This window comes from Hydrogenophaga sp. (assembly GCF_050250835.1).
Classification (GTDB): Bacteria; Pseudomonadota; Gammaproteobacteria; order Burkholderiales; family Burkholderiaceae_C; genus Hydrogenophaga.
The window spans coordinates 193694-212467 of record NZ_JBFWNX010000003.1 but is presented as its reverse complement, the minus strand read 5'-3'; the positions used below and the strand labels follow the sequence as shown (position 1 = coordinate 212467).

16 protein-coding genes are annotated in these 18774 nt (G+C 64.4%); 13 read left to right on the top strand and 3 right to left on the bottom strand.

The window, feature by feature from the left end; translation table 11 throughout:
• Nucleotides 1–87: 87 nt before the first annotated feature.
• From AB7F11_RS06085 to AB7F11_RS06055, 7 genes are all read left to right on the top strand, one after another.
• The gene (locus AB7F11_RS06085; RefSeq protein ID WP_428299900.1) at nucleotides 88–990 is read left to right on the top strand and encodes a branched-chain amino acid ABC transporter permease; all 903 of its coding nucleotides are present in this window, start codon (nucleotides 88–90) and stop codon (nucleotides 988–990) included.
• Nucleotides 987–2015 (top strand): branched-chain amino acid ABC transporter permease, encoded by a 1029-nt coding sequence (locus tag AB7F11_RS06080; protein WP_428291324.1) that lies wholly within the window; start codon nucleotides 987–989, stop codon nucleotides 2013–2015. The genes AB7F11_RS06085 and AB7F11_RS06080 overlap by 4 nt, the downstream gene beginning before the upstream one ends.
• Nucleotides 2005–2805 carry an ABC transporter ATP-binding protein gene (locus tag AB7F11_RS06075; RefSeq protein ID WP_428291323.1) on the top strand — a complete coding sequence of 267 codons (801 nt, stop codon included), beginning with the start codon at nucleotides 2005–2007 and terminating at the stop codon, nucleotides 2803–2805. Before AB7F11_RS06080 ends, AB7F11_RS06075 begins: the two co-directional genes overlap by 11 nt.
• Entirely contained in the window at nucleotides 2802–3617 is an 816-nt protein-coding gene (locus AB7F11_RS06070) for an ABC transporter ATP-binding protein (RefSeq protein ID WP_428291322.1), read from the top strand. Before AB7F11_RS06075 ends, AB7F11_RS06070 begins: the two co-directional genes overlap by 4 nt.
• A gap of 410 nt (nucleotides 3618–4027) precedes the next feature.
• Nucleotides 4028–5482 (top strand): aldehyde dehydrogenase, encoded by a 1455-nt coding sequence (locus AB7F11_RS06065; protein WP_428291320.1) that lies wholly within the window; start codon nucleotides 4028–4030, stop codon nucleotides 5480–5482.
• A gap of 67 nt (nucleotides 5483–5549) precedes the next feature.
• The gene (locus AB7F11_RS06060) at nucleotides 5550–6116 is read left to right on the top strand and encodes a TRAP transporter small permease subunit (RefSeq protein WP_428291319.1); all 567 of its coding nucleotides are present in this window, start codon (nucleotides 5550–5552) and stop codon (nucleotides 6114–6116) included.
• Nucleotides 6113–7816, top strand: a complete 1704-nt coding sequence (locus tag AB7F11_RS06055) for a TRAP transporter large permease (protein ID WP_428291318.1) — start codon at nucleotides 6113–6115, stop codon at nucleotides 7814–7816. Before AB7F11_RS06060 ends, AB7F11_RS06055 begins: the two co-directional genes overlap by 4 nt.
• 25 nt (nucleotides 7817–7841) lie before the next feature.
• Here AB7F11_RS06055 and AB7F11_RS06050 read toward each other — a convergent pair whose 3' ends face one another.
• Nucleotides 7842–8189: a hypothetical protein gene (locus AB7F11_RS06050; protein ID WP_428291317.1), complete on the bottom strand. Its 348-nt coding sequence runs from the start codon at nucleotides 8187–8189 to the stop codon at nucleotides 7842–7844.
• A 40-nt stretch (nucleotides 8190–8229) separates the two neighbouring features.
• Between AB7F11_RS06050 and AB7F11_RS06045 the strand changes: the two genes are divergently transcribed.
• Entirely contained in the window at nucleotides 8230–8502 is a 273-nt protein-coding gene (locus AB7F11_RS06045; RefSeq protein ID WP_428291316.1) for a 2Fe-2S iron-sulfur cluster-binding protein, read from the top strand.
• Nucleotides 8503–8852: 350 nt separating this feature from the next.
• On the opposite strand, the gene AB7F11_RS06040 is transcribed toward AB7F11_RS06045, so the two are convergent.
• The gene (locus tag AB7F11_RS06040; protein ID WP_428299902.1) at nucleotides 8853–12983 is read right to left on the bottom strand and encodes a HigA family addiction module antitoxin; all 4131 of its coding nucleotides are present in this window, start codon (nucleotides 12981–12983) and stop codon (nucleotides 8853–8855) included.
• A 300-nt stretch (nucleotides 12984–13283) separates the two neighbouring features.
• Between AB7F11_RS06040 and AB7F11_RS06035 the strand changes: the two genes are divergently transcribed.
• From AB7F11_RS06035 to AB7F11_RS06025, 3 genes are all read left to right on the top strand, one after another.
• Nucleotides 13284–14276, top strand: a complete 993-nt coding sequence (locus tag AB7F11_RS06035) for an RpiR family transcriptional regulator (protein ID WP_428291645.1) — start codon at nucleotides 13284–13286, stop codon at nucleotides 14274–14276.
• Entirely contained in the window at nucleotides 14273–15082 is an 810-nt protein-coding gene (locus AB7F11_RS06030; protein ID WP_428291644.1) for a GSU2403 family nucleotidyltransferase fold protein, read from the top strand. Before AB7F11_RS06035 ends, AB7F11_RS06030 begins: the two co-directional genes overlap by 4 nt.
• A 457-nt stretch (nucleotides 15083–15539) precedes the next feature.
• On the top strand, nucleotides 15540–16013 hold the full coding sequence (locus AB7F11_RS06025) for a CreA family protein (RefSeq protein WP_428291643.1): 474 nt from the start codon (nucleotides 15540–15542) through the stop codon (nucleotides 16011–16013).
• Here AB7F11_RS06025 and AB7F11_RS06020 read toward each other — a convergent pair.
• A complete protein-coding gene (locus AB7F11_RS06020; protein ID WP_428291642.1) occupies nucleotides 15991–16653 on the bottom strand; it encodes a glutathione S-transferase in 663 nt (220 codons plus the stop codon). The two genes, AB7F11_RS06025 and AB7F11_RS06020, sit on opposite strands and share 23 nt — an antisense overlap.
• Nucleotides 16654–16704: 51 nt before the next feature.
• Between AB7F11_RS06020 and AB7F11_RS06015 the strand changes: the two genes are divergently transcribed.
• Together AB7F11_RS06015 and AB7F11_RS06010 are read left to right on the top strand one after the other, a co-directional pair.
• Nucleotides 16705–17181 carry a hypothetical protein gene (locus tag AB7F11_RS06015; RefSeq protein ID WP_428299903.1) on the top strand — a complete coding sequence of 159 codons (477 nt, stop codon included), beginning with the start codon at nucleotides 16705–16707 and terminating at the stop codon, nucleotides 17179–17181.
• A gap of 21 nt (nucleotides 17182–17202) precedes the next feature.
• Nucleotides 17203–18735, top strand: a complete 1533-nt coding sequence (locus AB7F11_RS06010; protein WP_428291640.1) for a glutamate-5-semialdehyde dehydrogenase — start codon at nucleotides 17203–17205, stop codon at nucleotides 18733–18735.
• The last annotated feature ends 39 nt before the right edge of the window (nucleotides 18736–18774 follow it).

Here is an 18774-nt window from a genome sequence, read left to right as displayed (position 1 = left end):
TGTCGAAGCCTTTGCCGGCTCCTGTGCCTGGTGAACCCTTCGACAAGCTCAGGGTGAACGGGTGTTTGTTCCCTCCATCCCCAACGCATGTCCTTCTCCTCCTGGCTCGAACTCATCGCATCCGGTCTCATCACCGGCGGCATCTACGCACTCGTCGCGCTCGGGCTGAACCTGCAATACGGCCTGATGCGCATCCTCAACATCGCGCACGGCGAGTTTCTGATGGTGGGGGCGTTTCTGACCTGGATGGTGCAGACCTCGTTCGGCCTCTCGCCGCTGTGGATGATTCCGGTGTCGTTCGGGCTGCTCATGGCGCTGGGTGTGGCGGTGCACTGGCTGTGCTTCCGCCGGCTCACGGCCACTTCGCCGAACCTCGATGTGTTCGAGGCGCGCGGCCTCATGGTCGCCTTCGGCCTCATGTTCCTGGTGCAGAACTTCATCTCCTATGTGTGGGGTGGTGACCTGCGCGGATACGACTACCTCACGCAGCCGCTGGCCATTCCGCTGCCCGGTGGCGACGCGCAGTTCGCGGTCAACAAGCTGGTGGTGTTTGCGATCGCGCTGCTGTTCTCCGGCGCACTCATCGTGCTGCTGCGCATGACGCTGCTGGGCAAGGGCGTGCGCGCGCTCATGCAGTCGCCCACCGGCGCGCAGCTCGTGGGCATCGACACCAGACGCCTGCATCCGCTCATGTTCGGCATTGGCCTGGGCCTCTCGGGCGTGGCGGGTTGCCTGCTCTCCATGGCCTACACCATCAGTCCATCCATGGGCGAGCCCTACACCGTCACCGCGCTCATCGTCATCACGCTCGGTGGCTTCGGCAGCATGGGTGGCGCGCTCGCTGGCGGCCTGCTGCTCGGCGTCATTGAAGCCATCGGCATGCACTTCACCAATCCTTCGCTCAAGGCGCTGTTGAGTTACGTGGTTTTCATTGGCGTGTTGCTGTTGCGCCCTGAAGGCCTGTTCGCCAGAAAAACAAGAAAAGCATGAACTCAAGACAGTTTCTCATCCGCGACCTGCTGGTCCTCTTCGGCTTCACCGGCTGGTGCATCGCATTGCCGGGCTTCGCCAGCGAGTTCGTCGTGTCCATGGCGCTCACCTGCCTGATGTACGTGGCGCTCTCGTCAAGCTGGGCGCTGTTCTGCGGCACCACGCGTTACCTCTCGCTCGCCACCTCCGCCTTCTTCGGCATTGGCGCCTACACCAGCGCGCTGCTGCTCGAAACCGTGCCCTGGGTACAGGCCATTGCGCTGGGCGCGCTCATCGCCGCTGCCGTGGCGGTGGTCATGGGCGCGGCCGTGCTGCACCTGCGCGGCACCTATTTCGCGGTCCTCACCTTCGGCATGACCGAGCTGATCCGCCACGCCATCAGCTATTTCGAGAAGAGCGTCACCGGCACCGTGGGCCGCGTGCTCATGGTGGTGCCCGATCGCGACACCATCTACTTCACCGTGCTCGCGCTGGCGGTGCTCACCGTGGCGCTGTCCATTGGCATCCGCCGCACGCGTTTCGGCCTGGCCATGCTCGGCATCGGGGCCGACGAGCAGCGCGCGCAGACGCTGGGCGTGAACACGCGCCTGGTGAAGATCGCCGGGTTTGCACTCACTGCTGCCGTGGCGGGCGCCGTGGGTGCAGCCATGTCGGTTCGCTGGACCTACATCGACCCGCACACCGTGTTCAACCCCTTCATCGGTTTCCAGACCGTGCTGATCGCGCTCATCGGCGGCGCCATGACGCTCTGGGGCCCGCTGATCGCGGCCATCGTGTTCAGCGTGCTGGCCGAAACGCTGCGCCTGCAGGTGCCACAGGTCTACATGATGTCGCTCGGCCTGCTGCTGATTCTCTCGGTGCTGTACCTGCCGGGTGGCCTCGCCTCGCTGCGCACCGAAACCTTCCGCGCCTGGCGCGACAGCTTCAAGCTCTGGTGGAAAGACATCAAGGACGACCTGAGCGGCGAGACGAAGCGGCGCAAGCTGCGAGAGAAAGAGCAACGGGAGCGCCGCCATGTCTATTGAAGCGCTGCCTTTGCTCGACGCCCACGAAGTCACCGTGCGTTTCGGTGGCCTTACCGCCGTGGACGCGGTGAGCGCGCGCTTCATGCCCGGCGAACTCGTCGGCATCATCGGCCCCAACGGCGCGGGCAAAACCACCTTCTTCAACGCCATCTCTGGTGTGACCAGACCCACCAGCGGCACGCTGAGGGTGCAAGGCCGCGAGCTGGCCGGCAAGGCGCCGCACCGGTTTGCCGCCAACGGCCTGGCGCGCACCTTCCAGACACCGCGCACCTTTGGCGACATGCTGGTGCGCGACAACATCGCCTTCGGCCTCAAGTTCGCCGGCCGGCGGCCGCGCAAGTACCTCTTCTGGGGTGAAGAAACCACGGTGCCCTGGGTGTTGCGCACCCCCGAAAGCATCCTGAACCTCATCGGCCTCAGCGCGCAGGCCAACCTGCCGGCTGCGGCCATCACGCCTTCGCAGCAGCGCCTGCTGGAGATCGGCATGGCGCTGGCCACGCGCCCGCGCCTGCTGCTGCTCGACGAAGTGGCCGCTGGCCTCACCGAATTCGAGCTCGAGGAAATGGCGCGCCTGATCCGCCGCCTGCGCGACGAGCTGGACCTCACCGTGGTCTGGATCGAACACGCCGTGACCACGCTGCTGCGCCATGTGGAGCGCGTCATCGTGTTGCACCAGGGCCGAAAGATTGCCGATGGAACACCCGCTGAAGTGGTGCGCAACGCCGAAGTGATCGAGGCCTACCTGGGTGACGAGATGAACGAAGCCGAAGCCGGGGAGGCCATCGCATGATGTGGTACCGACCGCAAGCCTTTGAACTCGGCGGTGGTTCGAAGGCCCACCTGAAGATTGACGGCCTGTCTGCCGGCTACGGTGCATTCCTCGTGCTGCGCGACGTCAAGCTCGACATCCAGCCCGGCCTGACCGTGGTGCTCGGCCCCAACGGCGCTGGAAAGACCACACTGCTCAAGGCGCTCAACGGCCTCATTCCGCGCATGGGTACCGTGCTGCTCGATGGCGAGGAACTGGCCGAGAAGACCCACGAGATCGTGCAGGCCGGTGTGGCGCTGGTGCCCGAGGGCCGGCAACTGTTTCCGCAAATGACGGTGGCCGAGAACCTTGAACTCGGTGGCTGGCGGGTGCCAAAGGCTGAGCGTGCGCGCCGGCTGGAACAGGCCTTCACGGATTTTCCCAAGCTCAAGGAACGCGCAACCCAGATGGCCGGCACCATGAGCGGCGGCGAACAGCAGATGGTGGCCGTGGCCCGCGCCATGATGTGCGCGCCGCGCCTGCTCATGCTCGACGAACCTTCGCTGGGCCTGGCGCCGCGCATGGTCGATGAGTTGCTGGCGATTGTTCGCCGCATCGCGGACGCCGGCACCACCGTGCTGATGGTGGAACAGAACGTGAAGAAAGCGCTGGCCGTGGCCGACCGAGGCTACGTGCTCGAACGCGGCACGCTGGTGGCCAGCGGACCGGCGAAATTGCTCGCACGCTCCACCGTGATCCGTGAGGCCTACCTCGGCGCCGACAAAGACCCCGCCACCGGCACCACCAGCGCGGCCGATGCCGTGAATCGACGAAAGGCCTTGGCAACCACCTGACTTTCCGTTTGCACCGAGCCCCCCAGCGTTTGCACCGAGCCCCCACCTGTTTGCACCGAGCCCCCACCGTTCGGGCTGAGTTACACCACCGTTCGCCATGAGTTACACCACCGTTCGCGATGAGTTACACCACCGTTCGCCCTGAGCCCGTCAAAAGGCAAGCCCAGCCCGAACGGTATGGCGCCGATTGTCCTGAGCCCGTCAAAAGGCAAGCTCAGCCCGAACGGTATGGCACCGATCGTCCTGAGCCTGTCGAAGGGCAAGCCCAGCCCGAACGGTATGGCGCCGATCGTCCTGAGCCCGTCAAATGGCAAGCCCAGCCCGAACGGTATGGCACCGATCGTCCTGAGCCCGTCAAAAGGCAAGCCCAGCGCGAACGGTATTGCGCCGATCATCAAAGGAGAAACCCCATGTCCGACATGTCCATGCTCATCAACGGCCTGAAGGTCACCGCCGAAAAAGGTGCCACCTTCGAACGGCGCAACCCGCTCGACGGCAGCGTGGCCACGCGCGCGCCCGCCGCCTCGCCGGCCGACGCCGTGATGGCGGTGGAAGCCGCCGCCGAGGCGTTCAAGACCTGGAGCGAGACCGGACCGAGTGAGCGCCGCGCGCTGCTGCTCAAGGCGGCCGACGCACTGGAGGCCAAGACGCCCGCGTTCATTGAAGCCGTGTCCGCCGAAACCGGTGCCACCGGCATGTGGGGCGGCTTCAACGTGTTCCTGGCCGCCGGCATGATCCGCGAGGCCGCCGCGCTCACCACGCAAGTGGCGGGCGAAGTGATTCCGTCCGATGTGCCCGGTTCGCTCGCCATGGGCGTGCGCCAGCCGGCCGGCGTGGTGCTCGGCATTGCGCCGTGGAATGCGCCCGTCATCCTCGGCGTGCGCGCCATCTGCGTGCCGCTCGCGTGCGGCAACACCGTCATCCTCAAGGGCAGCGAGAACTGTCCGCGCACGCACCAGCTCATCATCGAAGCCTTTCAGGAGGCCGGCTTCCCGCCCGGCGTGGTGAACTACATCACCAATGCCCCGGCCGACGCCGGCGCCGTGGTGGAAGCCATGGTGGCGCACCCGGCGGTGCGCCGCGTGAACTTCACCGGCTCCACCAAGGTCGGCAAGATCATCGCCATGACCTGCGCGAAATACTTGAAGCCGGTGGTGCTCGAACTCGGTGGCAAGGCACCCATGGTGATCCTGGACGACGCCAACATCGAAGACGCCGTGAACGGCGCGGCCTTCGGCTGCTTCGCCAACAGCGGCCAGATCTGCATGAGCACCGAGCGCCTCATCGTGGACCAGAAGATCGCCGACGAGTTCGTGAAGAAGTTCAGCGACAAGGCCAAGGCCCTGCCTCTCGGCGACCCGCGCAAGCCCGAGCCGGTGGTGCTCGGTTCGGTCATCGGCATGGGCACGGTGGACCACTGCAACGCGCTGATCGACGACGCGCTGGCCAAGGGCGCCAAGCTGGTGTGCGGCGGCAAGGCCGACACCACCCTGATGCCGGCCACCGTGCTCGACCACGTGACGCCCGCCATGCGCATCTACCACGAAGAAACCTTTGGCCCGGTGAAATGCGTGGTGCGCGTGAAGGGCGTGGAAGAAGCCATTGCCTGCGCCAACGACAACGAGTACGGCCTGAGCGCCGCCGTGTTCGGCGGCGACATCGCCCGCGCTTTCAACGTGGCCCGCAAGATCGACTCCGGCATCTGCCACGTGAACGGCCCCACCGTGCACGACGAAGCGCAGATGCCGTTTGGCGGCGTCAAGGGCTCCGGCATTGGCCGCTTCGGCGGCAAGGCCGGCATTGCCGAGTTCACCGAACTGCGCTGGATCACGCTGCAGACGACGCCTCGGCACTACCCGTTCTGAATTCGTCAGCGCGCCGACAGCCGCCGCGCAGTAGCATGGCCCTCTCTCTGCACGAGGGGGTCTGGTCATGGACACTCTGGAACGGTTTTCCCGCGCCATTGACACGCTCAACCGCGTGATCGGCCGAGCCACGGTGTGGCTGATTCTGGGCGCCATCGTCGTCAGCGCGGCCAATGCGCTGATGCGCAAGTTCTTCGGTCTGGCCTCCAACCTCTGGCTGGAGGGTCAGTGGCACCTGTATGGCGCGGCCTTCCTGTGCGCGGGCGCCTACGTGCTTCAGGTCGACGAACACGTGCGGGTGGACGTGCTCTCTCGGCGCTTCGGGCCGCGCCTGCAGGCCGGGCTGGATCTCGCCGTGCTGGTGCTGGTGGCGCTGCCGGTGTGTGTGTTGCTGGTTGGTCTGGGTGGCCGGCTGGCTCTGAACGCGTGGCGCATCGGCGAAACGTCGTGGCACCCGGGCGGCCCCGTGCACTGGCCCGTGCTCATGTGCATTCCCCTGGGCTTCGGTTTGCTGGGCCTGCAGGCCCTGTCCGAGGCGGTCAAGCGCGCCAGCTTCCTGCTTGGGCGGCGCCCGAACGCCAGCCTGGCCGAAGCGGACCTGCCTGCGTTCTTTGGCGACCGGACGACCCCATGACCTGGATTGCAGCCCACCTGGCCCCGCTCATGTTCGTCGGCCTGGTGCTGCTGCTGCTCACCGGCGTGCCCGTGGTGTTTGCGCTCATGGCCTGCGGCCTGGGCTTTGCGCTCGCGGGCATGGCGCTCGACCTGATGCCGCCAGCGCTGATGGGGGCGTTGTCGTTGCGCGTGTTCGGCATCGTGTCGAGCGAGCTGCTGCTGGCCATCCCTTTCTTCACCTTCATGGGGCTGGTGTTGCAACGTTCGGGCATGGCTGAAGACCTGCTGGAAACCGCGGGCCAGGTCTTCGGCTCCGTGCGCGGTGGCATGGCGCTGGCGGTGGTGGTCGTGGGCGCGCTGCTCGGGGCTACCACCGGCGTGGTGGCGGCCTCCGTCGTCTCGATGGGGTTGATCTCGCTGCCGGTGATGCTGCGCAACGGCTACAACCCGCGCATCGCCTGCGGCGTGATCGCGTCATCGGGCACGCTGGCGCTGGTGGTGCCGCCGTCGCTCGTGCTGATCATCGTCGCCGAACAGCTCGGCACCAGCGTTGGCGACATGTACGCAGCGGCGCTGGTGCCCGCCGCGCTGCTCATCGGCCTGTATGCGTTGCTGGTGGCGATGCTGGCCCTGTGGCGCCCCGAGTGGCTGCCTGCCTTGCCGCCGCACCGGCGCACCCTGGCGCAGGCCGACGGCAGCGCGGGCTACCGCTCGCTGCTGGTGCTGGTCGGCCTGAGCGCTGTCGCCGGTGGTGCCCTGGTGGAAAGCTACCCGGCGGTGCTGCGGGCCATCGGGCGAGAGTTCGCGCCTACCGCCGACGAAGTCTTCATGGCGGGCTTCGGGGGCGCCGTGCTCGTTGCATTCGCGCTGTCCTTGCTGGACGCCGGCCTGCGCCTGCACTGGCTGTCTCCGCTGGCGCGCCGCGTCGCCTTCGTGCTGCTGCCGCCGCTCATGCTGATCTTTCTCGTGCTGGGCACGGTCTACCTCGGCATTGCGACGCCATCCGAGTCGGGCGCGCTCGGGGCCGTGGGTGCCGTCTTGCTGGCCGTGGCGCGGCGGCGCCTCACCCGCCGCAACGCGGCCCAGGCCCTGCTGGAGACGAGCAAGCTGTCCTGCATGGTCATGTTCGTGCTGATCGGCGCCACGTTCTTCAGCCACTCATTCCTGGCCCTCGACGGCAAGCTGTGGGTGGAACAGCTGTTCGCCGATCTGCCCGGCGGAGCCACCGGTTTCCTGGTCTTCGTCACGCTGCTCATCTTCGTGCTCGGGCTCTTCCTCGACTTCTTCGAGATCGCCTTCGTGCTGCTGCCCCTGCTGGCGCCGGTGGCGCACAAGCTGGGCATCGACCTGGTGTGGTTCGGCATACTCGTTGGCGTGAACCTGCAAGCGTCATTCATGACACCGCCGTTCGGGTTTTCGCTGCTGTTCCTGCGCGGTGCCGCGCCCCGGGCAGACACGATCGACCCGGCCAGCGGCAACACGGTGCGCGGCATCGGCACCCACGACATCTACATCGGCATCCTGCCTTTCGTGGGCGTGCAGCTGCTCGTGCTGGGGCTGCTCATCGCCTGGCCGGGCCTGGTGATGCGCGACAGCCCAGCCCCACCGCTGGACGCCGCCGCCGTCCAGAGCGAACTGGAGAGGGTCACCCCGCCGCCAGAAGAGGGGCTCACCGATCCGCTGCAGATGTTGCTGGAGAGCCTTCGCGAAACGAGGTGAGTTGGTTGCGCGCCTGTTGTCGCGCTCAGTAAATCGTCTCGCGGGCTTCCAGAACCAGCGACAGAACCCTTGAGCCCTTGCAGCTCGCCTTGGCCCGCACGCGGCCATCGGCACCGGCCTCGATGGCCAGGCGACAGTGGTACTCCAGGCTGTCGGTCTCGCCAGGGTTGTGGCTCGGAACCCGGCGAGCCCACACACGCCTGCCATCCACCTCCACCGTCAATTCGTGCGAGCCCTCAGAGACCTCCGCTGGCACAGACACCCGCAGTGTTGCATCAAGGTCGAAGGTGCGCGAGCGGCCCAGTGCAGCGGGAATCACCAGAAAGGCGACGGAGTCGGTGCCCGCGTCATACTTCCAATACTCCAGAGTCATGGGGCAAGTCTATGCCCACTCCTTTTCATCCTCGGCGCGCATGACAAGCTTCCGCATCCAGATTGAAGGCCAGGCAGCAGACGTCGAGGCCGACAGCGAAACCAGCTTGTTCGCTGCCATGACGCGCGCGGGCATGGCATGGCCGGTGTCCTGTCGCAACGGCACCTGCCGCACCTGCCTGGCTCGCCTGCTGCAGGGGGAGGTTCGCTACGAAATTCCCTGGCCCGGCCTGAGCGCCGAAGAAAAGGAGGCTGGCTATTGCCTGCCCTGCGTTGCACGGCCCGTGGGGGATGTGGTCATTGCGCGGGCTTGAAGGCCGCGCCACGCGGGGTGTTCTGGGTGGGCTTTGCTTTCTGGATGGCTGCTGGAGGCTGATTCCGGTCTGTCGCCCGTAGGTTGCGACTGGCTGGTTATGCCGGCGCCAGCGGTCATCCGCGCATCGCAAAAACGAAGGCTGTGATGCGCGAGAACTGTGATTCAACGGATTTGTTAGAAGATATCGGGCGAGGCATCAATCACAGAGTGTCGGCGGCAGTACTGGTTCAATAGCCCTTGTACAACTCGCACCCTCTTGGATGTTCCCTGAGGTGCGATTCGCTTGGGCGAGGAGTCGGTACAGCACGCGGAAGCAGCAAGGGCAAGTTGGTGACCTCGCCATCATGCTCAGCGCAACCTCCTCTGGATCGTCGCTTCCGTGTCCTCGCGCTCCGCCTCGGCGTCGTACGTCTTCACCAAGCCCATCAGGAGCTTCGAAGAGACGAAGGGATGAGAGTGTTGAAGGGCTTCGGCCCAAGTGCGGTACTCGTCGGCGAGAGCGCGCTCTTGCCCTCCACCCTCACCTCGCCAATGCGCTCCACGGGCGTTATATCGCCCTGTACGCATGCCACGAGCAATGTCGACGGATTGGATGTCCTCAATCACCTCTCGTACCTGCTCGCAGGGCCATACCCCATCGTCACCTGATGGTGCATTGGAGAGAAGCTCCCCGATGCTCACGTCCGCCACCGCCGTGCGGTCAATTTTTGCTGCCGCATCGCGTACCGCATCGACCCAGGAGCGCAGTCGAGCAGCATTCAGAGCGCCGGCCTCGTCGCGTCCTGGGATGGATCGCAACGCGCGAAGAAGCTTGTATCCCCGCTCCGCAAGTTGTTTGCCGCTTCCCTCCGGCGGCACGATCTCTGGCGGATCTATCCCGTCACCCTTGCGTCGGTATGTCCATGCGAGCGCCTGCACGTACAGGTCTGGATGCGCTTCGACGTATCGCTCTAAGTTTGGTATGCCGCCCTTTGCTCCAGGCTGGATAAGCGCATCGACGAACGTGAACTCAAGTCCAGCCTTCTGCTCGATCGTGAGTGACGAGGGCGCATTGATTCGGTCAAACGCTTCTTCGATGTAGTGATGTTGCAGTTGGTAGTGGCCTTCCTGCTCATCGCCCCCTTGAGCCACATTGGTCATGAGACGGAAGACGAGCTCGGGTTCAAGGCGTCCCAGGGCGAACTGCGCAGTATGGAACGCAGCTCGCGGCCGCTTCGCCGCGACTAGGCGTTCGATCGCTTCCAGCACCTCGGCATCTTCTTCTCGGAACCACTCGGGGACCACGTCTCGCCAGTACCGCGTTCGTGAGTCGACGCTGAGTCCGTCCACTCGCTGCCATGTCGCGGGACGGAACGGTGTTGCGAGGAGAACGCGGACGAGCTCGTCTTCTGGGATGCGTTCGGAGAGTGCATCCAGAAGCTCCTGGCGTTTTGTCTCGTCTGCATTGCTACGGACGAGCCCGGCAATGAGGTTTTGGCGCGAGCCGGCATTCAAGGCGTCGGTCGGGGCAAGCGCGGCACAGATGACGTCGGCGACCTCAGCCCACGACAGCACTCGCTCGGCGAGCAGGAGACCCGCGACGAAAGCCGCATTTCCTTGTGTTGAAAGTTCAATCACTCCGGTGTCGCCGCGAGCTGCGTACACATCCCTGAGCGCTTCTGCGCGACGGGCGGCAACACGCTCTGCGCGCTTGTCGAAGTCACGGTCAATATCCGCCAAGTCCTCCGCGGACTCAGAGAGCCAATGCTCTCTGAAGAGCCAGGCGTGCTTCTGCACGATGTCGGTCGGCTCAAGTGCCTGACGCGCCGCTTTCGCCGCGTCCGTGAGCGCAACATAGTCATCGGGATTGGTGTGACGCTTGCTCCTGCGCGAAAGGATGCGCTGCCTTATGTGCTCTCGCACACGCGCCTTGTCCCGGTCGGGAGCGGAGTTCGCCCATGCGGTCATGATCTTCCAGACGCGATCGCGGTCTCCGTTTGAAAGGCCAGGGAGGCAACTGACGAGATCGCAAATCATCGCTTCCGTGTAGTCGCTCTTCCAGGTCAGAGCCATTTCGACCATGTCTTTTGTGAACGCAATGATCGGTTCCCAGGTGGGCAGCGGTTCGCCGTACCCCAAGCCGTCGTTCCGCCACTTCGGCTTGTGGCTTCCGCTGCCTGACCGCAGTCCCGGCTCAATCTGTGCGATGCACAGCCTCCAGGCGATCTCCGGATATCGAACGGCAAGATCCTTCAGTACTCGTAGCCGGGTCGTGTGGTCCGCCGCGGTCTGCGGCATCCAGGCTGCAAATATCGATTCGAGCGAGTTCATGGGCTTGTTGACCCAGTTGTCGTTGATCTCGATCCGCGACAATTGCGCGAGGATGCGGGCGACTCGCGGCATGGTGATCGGGCTCCACGCCAGGCCCTCGAGTGCCCAAAGAAGCCCAGTACGTGGGCAACCACCGAAGACGCCGCTTCCGGCAGGACGCATAAGCCCATACGTTGCGGGTGTTCCGCTCTTGAGGTCGGCTTCAAGGATCGCGAGGAACACCTCGGGCGCGGCTTCCGCGTATGCGGTGAGATCGCGGTCGTTCGCTTCGAGGAGGCGCGTGCTGAGCGGCGTCAGTAGCGTACGGACGAGCGTACCCGCTTCGTGCTCGCAGTCGAATGCAAGACGGCTCCCGAAAAGATGGTCGCCGTGTACGGCAAGAAGTACGAGAGCCTCGGCGATGCCCTGTCGCAATGTTGCAGAGAACTCGCGACGCTTGCCGTAGATGTTGGCGGCCCACCGCTTTTCTTCTGGCAGATCGAGCCCTGGATCGTCCTCGCCGAGCACGATGTTTGCCACTCTGAAAAAGCGCTCGAGGTCGGATGCAGTGATCTGTGGTGCGATCGCGAAGAGCACGTCGATTGTCGATATGACACCGCGATAGTGCCCGACCGACCAAAGCGGCGGATCGTTGAGGCGCACGAGATCTTGGCACTGCCGCTCGAGCACGTCGTACGTATGCTCGTCGCTCATGAGTTCGAGCACAGCTTGATCGGCGCGATTTGTTGCGTTCCAGGCGCCGACCCAAAGGAAGGGAACGAGGGACGCACCTCGTCCCGCATCTGCAGCCCAGTGCGGCGTCCTGATCGCTGGCATCGTTGTGAGCCGACGACGAAGGACGGTAAGCGAACGGCCTGATTCGTTCGCGAGTCGCGCGATCTCGTCACGGCCGAACCCCATCGTTTCGAGTGGCTTCGTAAACGCCTCGTAGTTGAGCGGCTCGAGCGTGACATGGGGCTCGACGTTCACGGCGTTACGTGGATAGACAACGATGCAGTGATGGGAGCGCGCAAGCGGCGCTAGCTCGGCCTCGACCGCTCGCGTGTGCGCGACTGCAATGAATGTTGTCGTTCCTTTCGCTAGTGCGCGCACGACGCCCGGCTCATCGAAGACGAGCGCGCGGTCTGCCAGGCCGATCGCCTTCGGGTCTTCGAGCGACGCGAAACACCGTGCAAGGAAGGCAAGGGCCTCGTCCGTGGAGTCGGCGGCCACGATGGTGGGTCCGCCAGGGCTCTGTGTGAGCCGCGAGATCAGGGTCTTCTTCGCACCCTCAACGTAGAGGTCGAAGAGCGTGTGATCGAGTGCAGGGTCCGTCGCGAGCGACCAGTCAGCCCAGCACTGTTCGAGCGTACGAACCCCCTTGGCCGGGCGTTCCATCTCGCGAGCGAACCACGCCTGCGCGGCGATCGACTGCTCAAACCACTGCTCAAGATCGTTCGAATCGAACGCCCGCACATCGCGCCACTTCTTCTTCGCCCGCTGCGCTCGCTCCCAGTCGCCCTTCCCCGGCCAATGCCGTGGCGTGACGAAGACGAAGGTCAAGTTCTCGCGTTCGGCCTTTGGTATAGCCTCGACGCTCTTCGCGATGTCGCTGTCCGCCTTCGTCTTGGGGTCCTTGTTTGTGCCGAGTTCCCACCCCGAGAGGCCTTCGGGAATCCATGGTGTTCCTTGTCCCGTATCGACGATTCCGTCCCAGCCTGGACGCTCTGCATCATCGTTTCCAGGGAAGTCGATCTTCGTGATGCCGCGACCAGTCGAGTTCACCAACGTGCGAATGAGGACAGCCAAGCGGCTGCGCGCGCCGATGTTCCGCTCTGCCCAATCTTCGATGTCACGAGCCTTGAAGTTGAGGAAGGGCACCGCATAAGGCGTCGAATCAGCGGGGGCACCCTTCATTTGCGCTTCCGCGGCGTCGAACGCGGACTGCATCGCGAGTAGTTCCTCCTTGGTTGCGCCGAATGCCACCTCGATCCGCGCTGCCATATCGGGGGTGAGCGCAGCGTTGCCGTTGAGGAAGTTGGAGAACGCAGGGCGACCGACGCCGACGAGCGCCGCAGCGGCGGAGACAGACAAGCCTTTCGGTTCGAGGTACCTCTCGCGCACATGTTGGCCGGGGTGCGGCGAAGCGTTGGCTGGTGATGTCGACCCCTTTTTTGCTTTTTTGACCACGTTGCCCCATTGGTGTGTAGTGTGTTGCGCTACAGCATACATGGACTTGCGAGCAAAAGATCAGAACGTGCTTGTAACGTGGCCAGGTTGACTAACGTGGACTTGTTATCTACAGTGGCCATGTTAGGAGCATCCCCAATGCCGGTAGTCGAGTCACCTTCAAGTCGATACAGAGAGGCTGAGTTATCCGTTGCGGACCTGTTCCGGTCCCACGGATGGCGGCCCGACGCTTCGATTGACCGAGGTGGCGGGGGCGCCGATCTCGTCCTCGAAAGAGACGGCCAGCGCTTCGCTGTGGAAGTGAAGGCGCTCGCCGAGGGCCGAGCCGATCGCGTGCTGCCGCTCCTGTCGATGGCAATACTTCAGGCGAAAGCGCATGCACGCGAAGTGGGCGGGGCAAAGCCTCTGGCAGTTCTCTGGGTGGGGCACGCCTCACCCAGTCTCGGAAATCACCTGCGCTCGTTCGCCAAGAACTATGCGGAAGGCGTTCCCGTGGGAGTTGTGTCCGAGAACGGATTCAGGCACTTCGTGGGGCACCCGTTTGACGAACTGAATGCGGAACCGAAAAGCGAGCATTGGCGCGCCAGCCGCTCATCCCACCAAGTGGTCAACCTTTTCTCCGACCTAAATCAGTGGATGTTGAAGATCCTTCTCGCCAACGAGATCCCGGACACTCTACTAAGCGCTCCACGAATCAACGTTCGAAGTGGTGCCGAGTTGGCGGATGCAGCAGGTGCTTCGACGATGAGCGTCTCCCGATTCTTGCAGCAGCTTCGCAACGAAGGTTTTCTCGACGAAAACTCGCGGGGACCCCGCCTCGTGAGGAGAGCGGACCTGTTTGAGCGCTGGCGAGCCGCGGCCCTGCGCCCTGCGCCCGAACTGGCGGTGCGATTCGTCTTACGTGCGCCGGTGCGCCAGCAGCTGCAAGACCTCATCGCAAAGCAATCGCCCGAAGCCTGCCTTGGCCTGTTCGCCGCGGCTGAGGAACTGAAGTTTGGCCACGTTAGCGGCGTACCCCCGCATCTCCTTGTCCCCAAGCTGCCGCTTGCGGACGACAAGAAGTGGAGGAGCGTGCGCCCGGTGGCCCCAGGAGATGCGCCTGACTTCATTCTTCGGCAGGTGGCGTTTCCTCAATCAGTGTTCCGAGGCGCCGTGCATCGTGATGGATGGGCCGCCTCGGACGTCATTCAAACCTGGCTCGATGTTGGAAGTCACCCCGCGAGAGGCGCGGAGCAGGCTGACTTGATCTACGCTAAGTTCCTTCGCCCTATCGTTGAAACGGACCTCCGATGAACGATCTGGAAGCCTTTGTGCGGTTAGCTGAGGCCTTGGCGCCGTGGCGCGGTCAGCTCGTGTACGTCGGCGGATGGGCACACCGAATTCATCGACTGGATACCAGAGCCAATGCGCCGGCGCATCAAGCCGTCTTCACGAAGGATACGGATCTGGCCTTCGCAGCTGCTGAACCTATTGAAGGTGATATCAAAGCCGCACTGGAAGGAAGCGGATTTAAGGAACAGCTGTCTGGCGAGTCAAAGCCGCCTGTGGCTCACTACACCCTGGGTACGGAGGGCGAAGGCTTCTACGCTGAGTTTCTGACGCCGCTGGCGGGCAGTGGCTTCAAGCGAGACGGGAAACCAGATGCTACGCTGGCGAAGGCAGGCATCACGGCACAGAAGATTCGCCATCTCGACATCCTGCTGGTCGATCCGTGGGTAGTCAAGCTGCACCCCGACAACGCCCCCTTGAAGACGTCGATGGACATCCGGGTCGCCAACCCGCTTGCGTTCATGGTTCAAAAGTTCCTGATCCAAAAGCAGCGTCCGGCAAAGAAGAGAGCGCAGGACATCCTGTACATCTTCGACACCGTCGGCCTGTTCGGAGGTCAGATGGCGGCGTTTCAGAAGCTGTGGAAGGTGGTCATTGGCCCCGGCCTAGGTAAGGACCGCGATGAGGTGATCAAGCTCAACGAGGCTACCTTCTCGAAGGTGACCGACGACGTCCGCAGCGCGGCGTTGATCCCGCAGGACCGCAAGCTGACGGCCGAGGAAATTCAATCAACCTGTCAGCTCGCCTTTGAGCAAATCTTCGAGGGCTAGGAAGGGGCGCGACATCGCTGACCATGACTAGAAAGCGGAGCGATAGTTTTCGCTGAGCGTTCAATACAACTGTCAGCCGCCAGCCCGGCTCCCCGTGGCATGCGAAGCAATGCGTGGGGACAACCGTGCGGCCGTTGTCGCCGCAGCGGACACCCTGAGCGACCGCTTCGGATCGGACAGGCGAACTCGGTGTTGCCGTCGCGACTGACTTCTTTCGCTGCCAAGCCGCCCTACCTACAACACCGCCAATACGTCGCAGCAGCTTGCTGATGGCCGCCGCATTCACCCGTCTTGCGGTTGAGGTGGCAACCGCAGACGTCGAGGCCACCGCCGTGGGCGAGGGTGGCTGGTGCAGCGGCGGCCCCCCGGTGTCGAGATCAGTGCGCCGCCGCGCCGGACTGCGGCCCGTGGCGACCTGCTACCGTGTGGTCATTCGAATGCCCTCTGAAAGACCGCCATGCGCCGCTTCACCGTGCCCTTGCTACTGGCGCTCGCCGCCACTGCCGCCACCATCCACGCCGAAGAAATCGGTTCGGTCGACACCGTTTTCAAGTTCATCGGCCCGGACCACAAGATCGTGGTCGAGGCTTATGACGACCCGGGTGTGACTGGCGTCACGTGTTTCATCTCGCGCGCCAAGACCGGTGGCATCAAGGGCGCGTTTGGCCTGGCCGAAGACAAATCGGAGGCGTCCATTGCCTGCCGGCAGGTTGGCCCCATCGCCATCCCGAAGCCCATCAAGGAACAGGAAGAGATCTTCAGCGAACGCATCAGCCTGATCTTCAAGCGGCTGCGCATCGTGCGCATGGTCGATCCCAAGCGCCACACGCTGGTGTACCTCACTTACTCGGATCGGGTGATCGAGGGTTCGCCGCAGAACTCGATCACGGCGGTGGCGGTGGACCGGGCTACGCCGATCCCGCTGCGTTGAAGGTTGGAAACCGCACCGCCTGTCCGCTGGCCAGCTTGGTCATGGCTGTGTCGAACAAGGGACGAGACAGCCAGTCTGAAAGCCAGGTCCTGAGGGCTGGCAAAGGCAGTGTGCAAAACCAGCCGGGCTCCACCGCCGCGAACTGGCGCACGAACGGGAAGATGGCGATGTCCGTGGCGCAAGGGGCCTCGCCGCCCAGCTGGGGCGAGATCTGCAACCGCGCTTCAAGCGGCTTCAGCAGGGTCTCCACGGCGGCGTCCCGATGCAGCAACGGGTTCGCATCGTCGAATCGCTCGGGGTACTTGTAGCGGTCCAGGTGGTGTTTGAAGGGGCCATCGCAGATCGACAGCAGCTCCAGGTTGGCTGCACCCTGGCCGCGCGCCCACCAGCGCTCGGGGTCGCTGACGCCGAATGCCCATTGCACGATGTCCAGGCTTTGCTCCAGCACCTCGCCGTCGGGCAACTGCAGCACCGGCACCGTGCCCTTGGGCGACAGGGCCAGCATGGCGGCGGGCTTGTCGCGCAACACGATCTCATGCGCATCGAACGCAATGCCCGCCACCAGCAGCGCCATGCGCGCCCGCATGGCATAGGGACAGCGGCGGTAGCTGTAGAGCAGGGGAGCGGAAGCAGGCGTCATGGCACCCGATTACATCGCAATGCCCGCGTTCTGCCTGTAACCTCGACCCCCATGACATCTGACACCCAAGAACCCATTCACGAAGACCGTCTCTGGAGCGACGAACACTGGACCGCCCGTGTCATCAAGAACGAAGACGACGATGGCTGGGCCGTGGCCATGCATCTGGACGGTGCGGCCGAGCCGGCGCTGGTGGGCCCCTGGACCATGGGCCGCGACAAGAAGAACCCCAAGCCGCTGGACACGGCGGCTTTCAACACGCTGGTGAAGACCGCGAAAGAGGTGATCCGCCGTTCCGAACAGCAACTGCACGCGCAACTGAACAAGAACGTGACGGTGACGGCCGATGGCCGGCGCGTTCGGGTGGCGCTGGCCATCGTTCCCGATGAAGAGGGCGCCACCGCCACCCTGAGCGCGCACGACGAGTTCGATGCCGAACTGGCCCGCGTGCCCGTTGCGCCCCTCTTCAAGCTGAATGTGGACAGCGCGCAGGCCTGGATAGCATCCGGGTTCGAGCGCCCGCGCTGATCCTCTGCGAAAATCTCCGGCATGAACGCGACCAACACCACCGAACTCATGCACACCCTGGGCCAGCAGGCCAAGGTGGCGTCGGCGCACATGGCCAAGGCCAGCGCGGCCACCAAGCTGGCGGCGCTGCGCGGCCTGGCCGCCCTGCTGCGCGCCAACGTGGATGCCCTGCAGGTGGACAACGCGAAAGACCTGGAGCGCGCCCGCGCCAACGGCCTGAGTGAGCCCATGCTGGACCGCCTCAAGCTCACGCCCAAAGTCATCGAAACCTGCGCCCAGGGCTGCGAGCAGCTTGCGGCCATGCCCGACATCATTGGCGACATCACCGGCATGAAGCAGATGCCCAGCGGCATCCGCGTGGGCCAGATGCGCGTGCCCATCGGCGTGTTCGGCATGGTCTATGAGAGCCGGCCCAACGTCACCATCGAAGCGGCGTCGCTGTCCATCAAGAGCGGCAACGCCGCCATCCTGCGCGGCGGCTCGGAAGCCATCGAATCCAACCGCGCGCTGGCCGCGCTGGTGCAGCGTGCGCTGGTGGACGCCGGTCTGCCGGCCGATGCGGTGCAGCTCGTGCCCACCACCGACCGCGCTGCCGTGGGCCAGCTCATCACCATGCCGCAGTACGTGGACGTGATCATTCCGCGTGGCGGCAAGGGCCTGATCGAGCGCATCAGCGCCGAGGCCAAGGTGCCGGTCATCAAGCACCTCGACGGCAATTGCCACACCTACGTGGACGACCCCTGCGACATCGCCATGGCGGTGAAGGTGGCCGACAACGCCAAGACGCAGAAGTTCAGCCCCTGCAACGCCACCGAGAGCCTGCTGGTGGCGCGTGGCGTGGCGGCCGAATTCCTGCCAAAGATCGGCGCGATCTATGCGGCCAAAGGGGTGGAGATGCGGGTGTGCGCCGAGAGCCGGGCGATCCTCACCCAAGCCATGCGGGCTGAGCTTGCCCTTCGACAGGCTCAGGACGATCGGGGTACCGCCATTCGGGCTGAGCTTGCCCTTCGACAGGCTCAGGACGATCGGGGTACCGCCGTTCGGGCTGAGCTTGCCCTTCGACAGGCTCAGGACGATCGGGGTACCGCCATTCGGGCTGAGCTTGCCCCTCGACAGGCTCAGGACGATCGGGGTACTGCCGTTCGGGCTGAGCTGCCCCCCGTTCGGGCTGAGCTTGTCGAAGCCGGGCATTCACCCATCCTCGTCGACGCCACCGAATCCGACTGGTCCGAGGAATACCTCGCCCCCGTCATCAGCATCAAGGTGGTGGAAGGTGTGGACGAAGCCATTCGCCACATCAACCACTACAGCAGCCATCACACCGATGCCATCCTCACCACCGACCACATGCACGCCCAGCGCTTCTTGCGAGAGGTCGATTCGGCGAGCGTGATGGTGAATGCGAGCACCCGCTTCGCAGATGGCTTCGAGTTCGGGCTGGGCGCCGAAATCGGCATCTCCACCGACAAGTTCCACGCCCGCGGGCCGGTCGGCGTGGAAGGCCTCACCTCGCTGAAGTACGTGGTGCTGGGCGAGGGCGAAGTGCGCGGCTGACGCCTTGAAATGGCCGTCATCCGGCCCCATTACACTGAC

What these genes read in the sequence shown, in the direction of transcription:
- AB7F11_RS06015 (WP_428299903.1), top strand. Translation starts at nt 16,705, where the DNA reads ATGACATCTGACACCCAAGAACCCATTCACGAAGACCGTCTCTGGAGC.
- AB7F11_RS06025 (WP_428291643.1), top strand. Translation starts at nt 15,540, where the DNA reads ATGCGCCGCTTCACCGTGCCCTTGCTACTGGCGCTCGCCGCCACTGCC.
- AB7F11_RS06075 (WP_428291323.1), top strand. Translation starts at nt 2,005, where the DNA reads ATGTCTATTGAAGCGCTGCCTTTGCTCGACGCCCACGAAGTCACCGTG.
- AB7F11_RS06010 (WP_428291640.1), top strand. Translation starts at nt 17,203, where the DNA reads ATGAACGCGACCAACACCACCGAACTCATGCACACCCTGGGCCAGCAG.
- AB7F11_RS06060 (WP_428291319.1), top strand. Translation starts at nt 5,550, where the DNA reads ATGGACACTCTGGAACGGTTTTCCCGCGCCATTGACACGCTCAACCGC.
- AB7F11_RS06065 (WP_428291320.1), top strand. Translation starts at nt 4,028, where the DNA reads ATGTCCGACATGTCCATGCTCATCAACGGCCTGAAGGTCACCGCCGAA.
- AB7F11_RS06055 (WP_428291318.1), top strand. Translation starts at nt 6,113, where the DNA reads ATGACCTGGATTGCAGCCCACCTGGCCCCGCTCATGTTCGTCGGCCTG.
- AB7F11_RS06085 (WP_428299900.1), top strand. Translation starts at nt 88, where the DNA reads ATGTCCTTCTCCTCCTGGCTCGAACTCATCGCATCCGGTCTCATCACC.
- AB7F11_RS06045 (WP_428291316.1), top strand. Translation starts at nt 8,230, where the DNA reads ATGACAAGCTTCCGCATCCAGATTGAAGGCCAGGCAGCAGACGTCGAG.
- AB7F11_RS06070 (WP_428291322.1), top strand. Translation starts at nt 2,802, where the DNA reads ATGATGTGGTACCGACCGCAAGCCTTTGAACTCGGCGGTGGTTCGAAG.
- AB7F11_RS06050 (WP_428291317.1), bottom strand. Translation starts at nt 8,189, where the DNA reads ATGACTCTGGAGTATTGGAAGTATGACGCGGGCACCGACTCCGTCGCC.
- AB7F11_RS06080 (WP_428291324.1), top strand. Translation starts at nt 987, where the DNA reads ATGAACTCAAGACAGTTTCTCATCCGCGACCTGCTGGTCCTCTTCGGC.
- AB7F11_RS06030 (WP_428291644.1), top strand. Translation starts at nt 14,273, where the DNA reads ATGAACGATCTGGAAGCCTTTGTGCGGTTAGCTGAGGCCTTGGCGCCG.
- AB7F11_RS06020 (WP_428291642.1), bottom strand. Translation starts at nt 16,653, where the DNA reads ATGACGCCTGCTTCCGCTCCCCTGCTCTACAGCTACCGCCGCTGTCCC.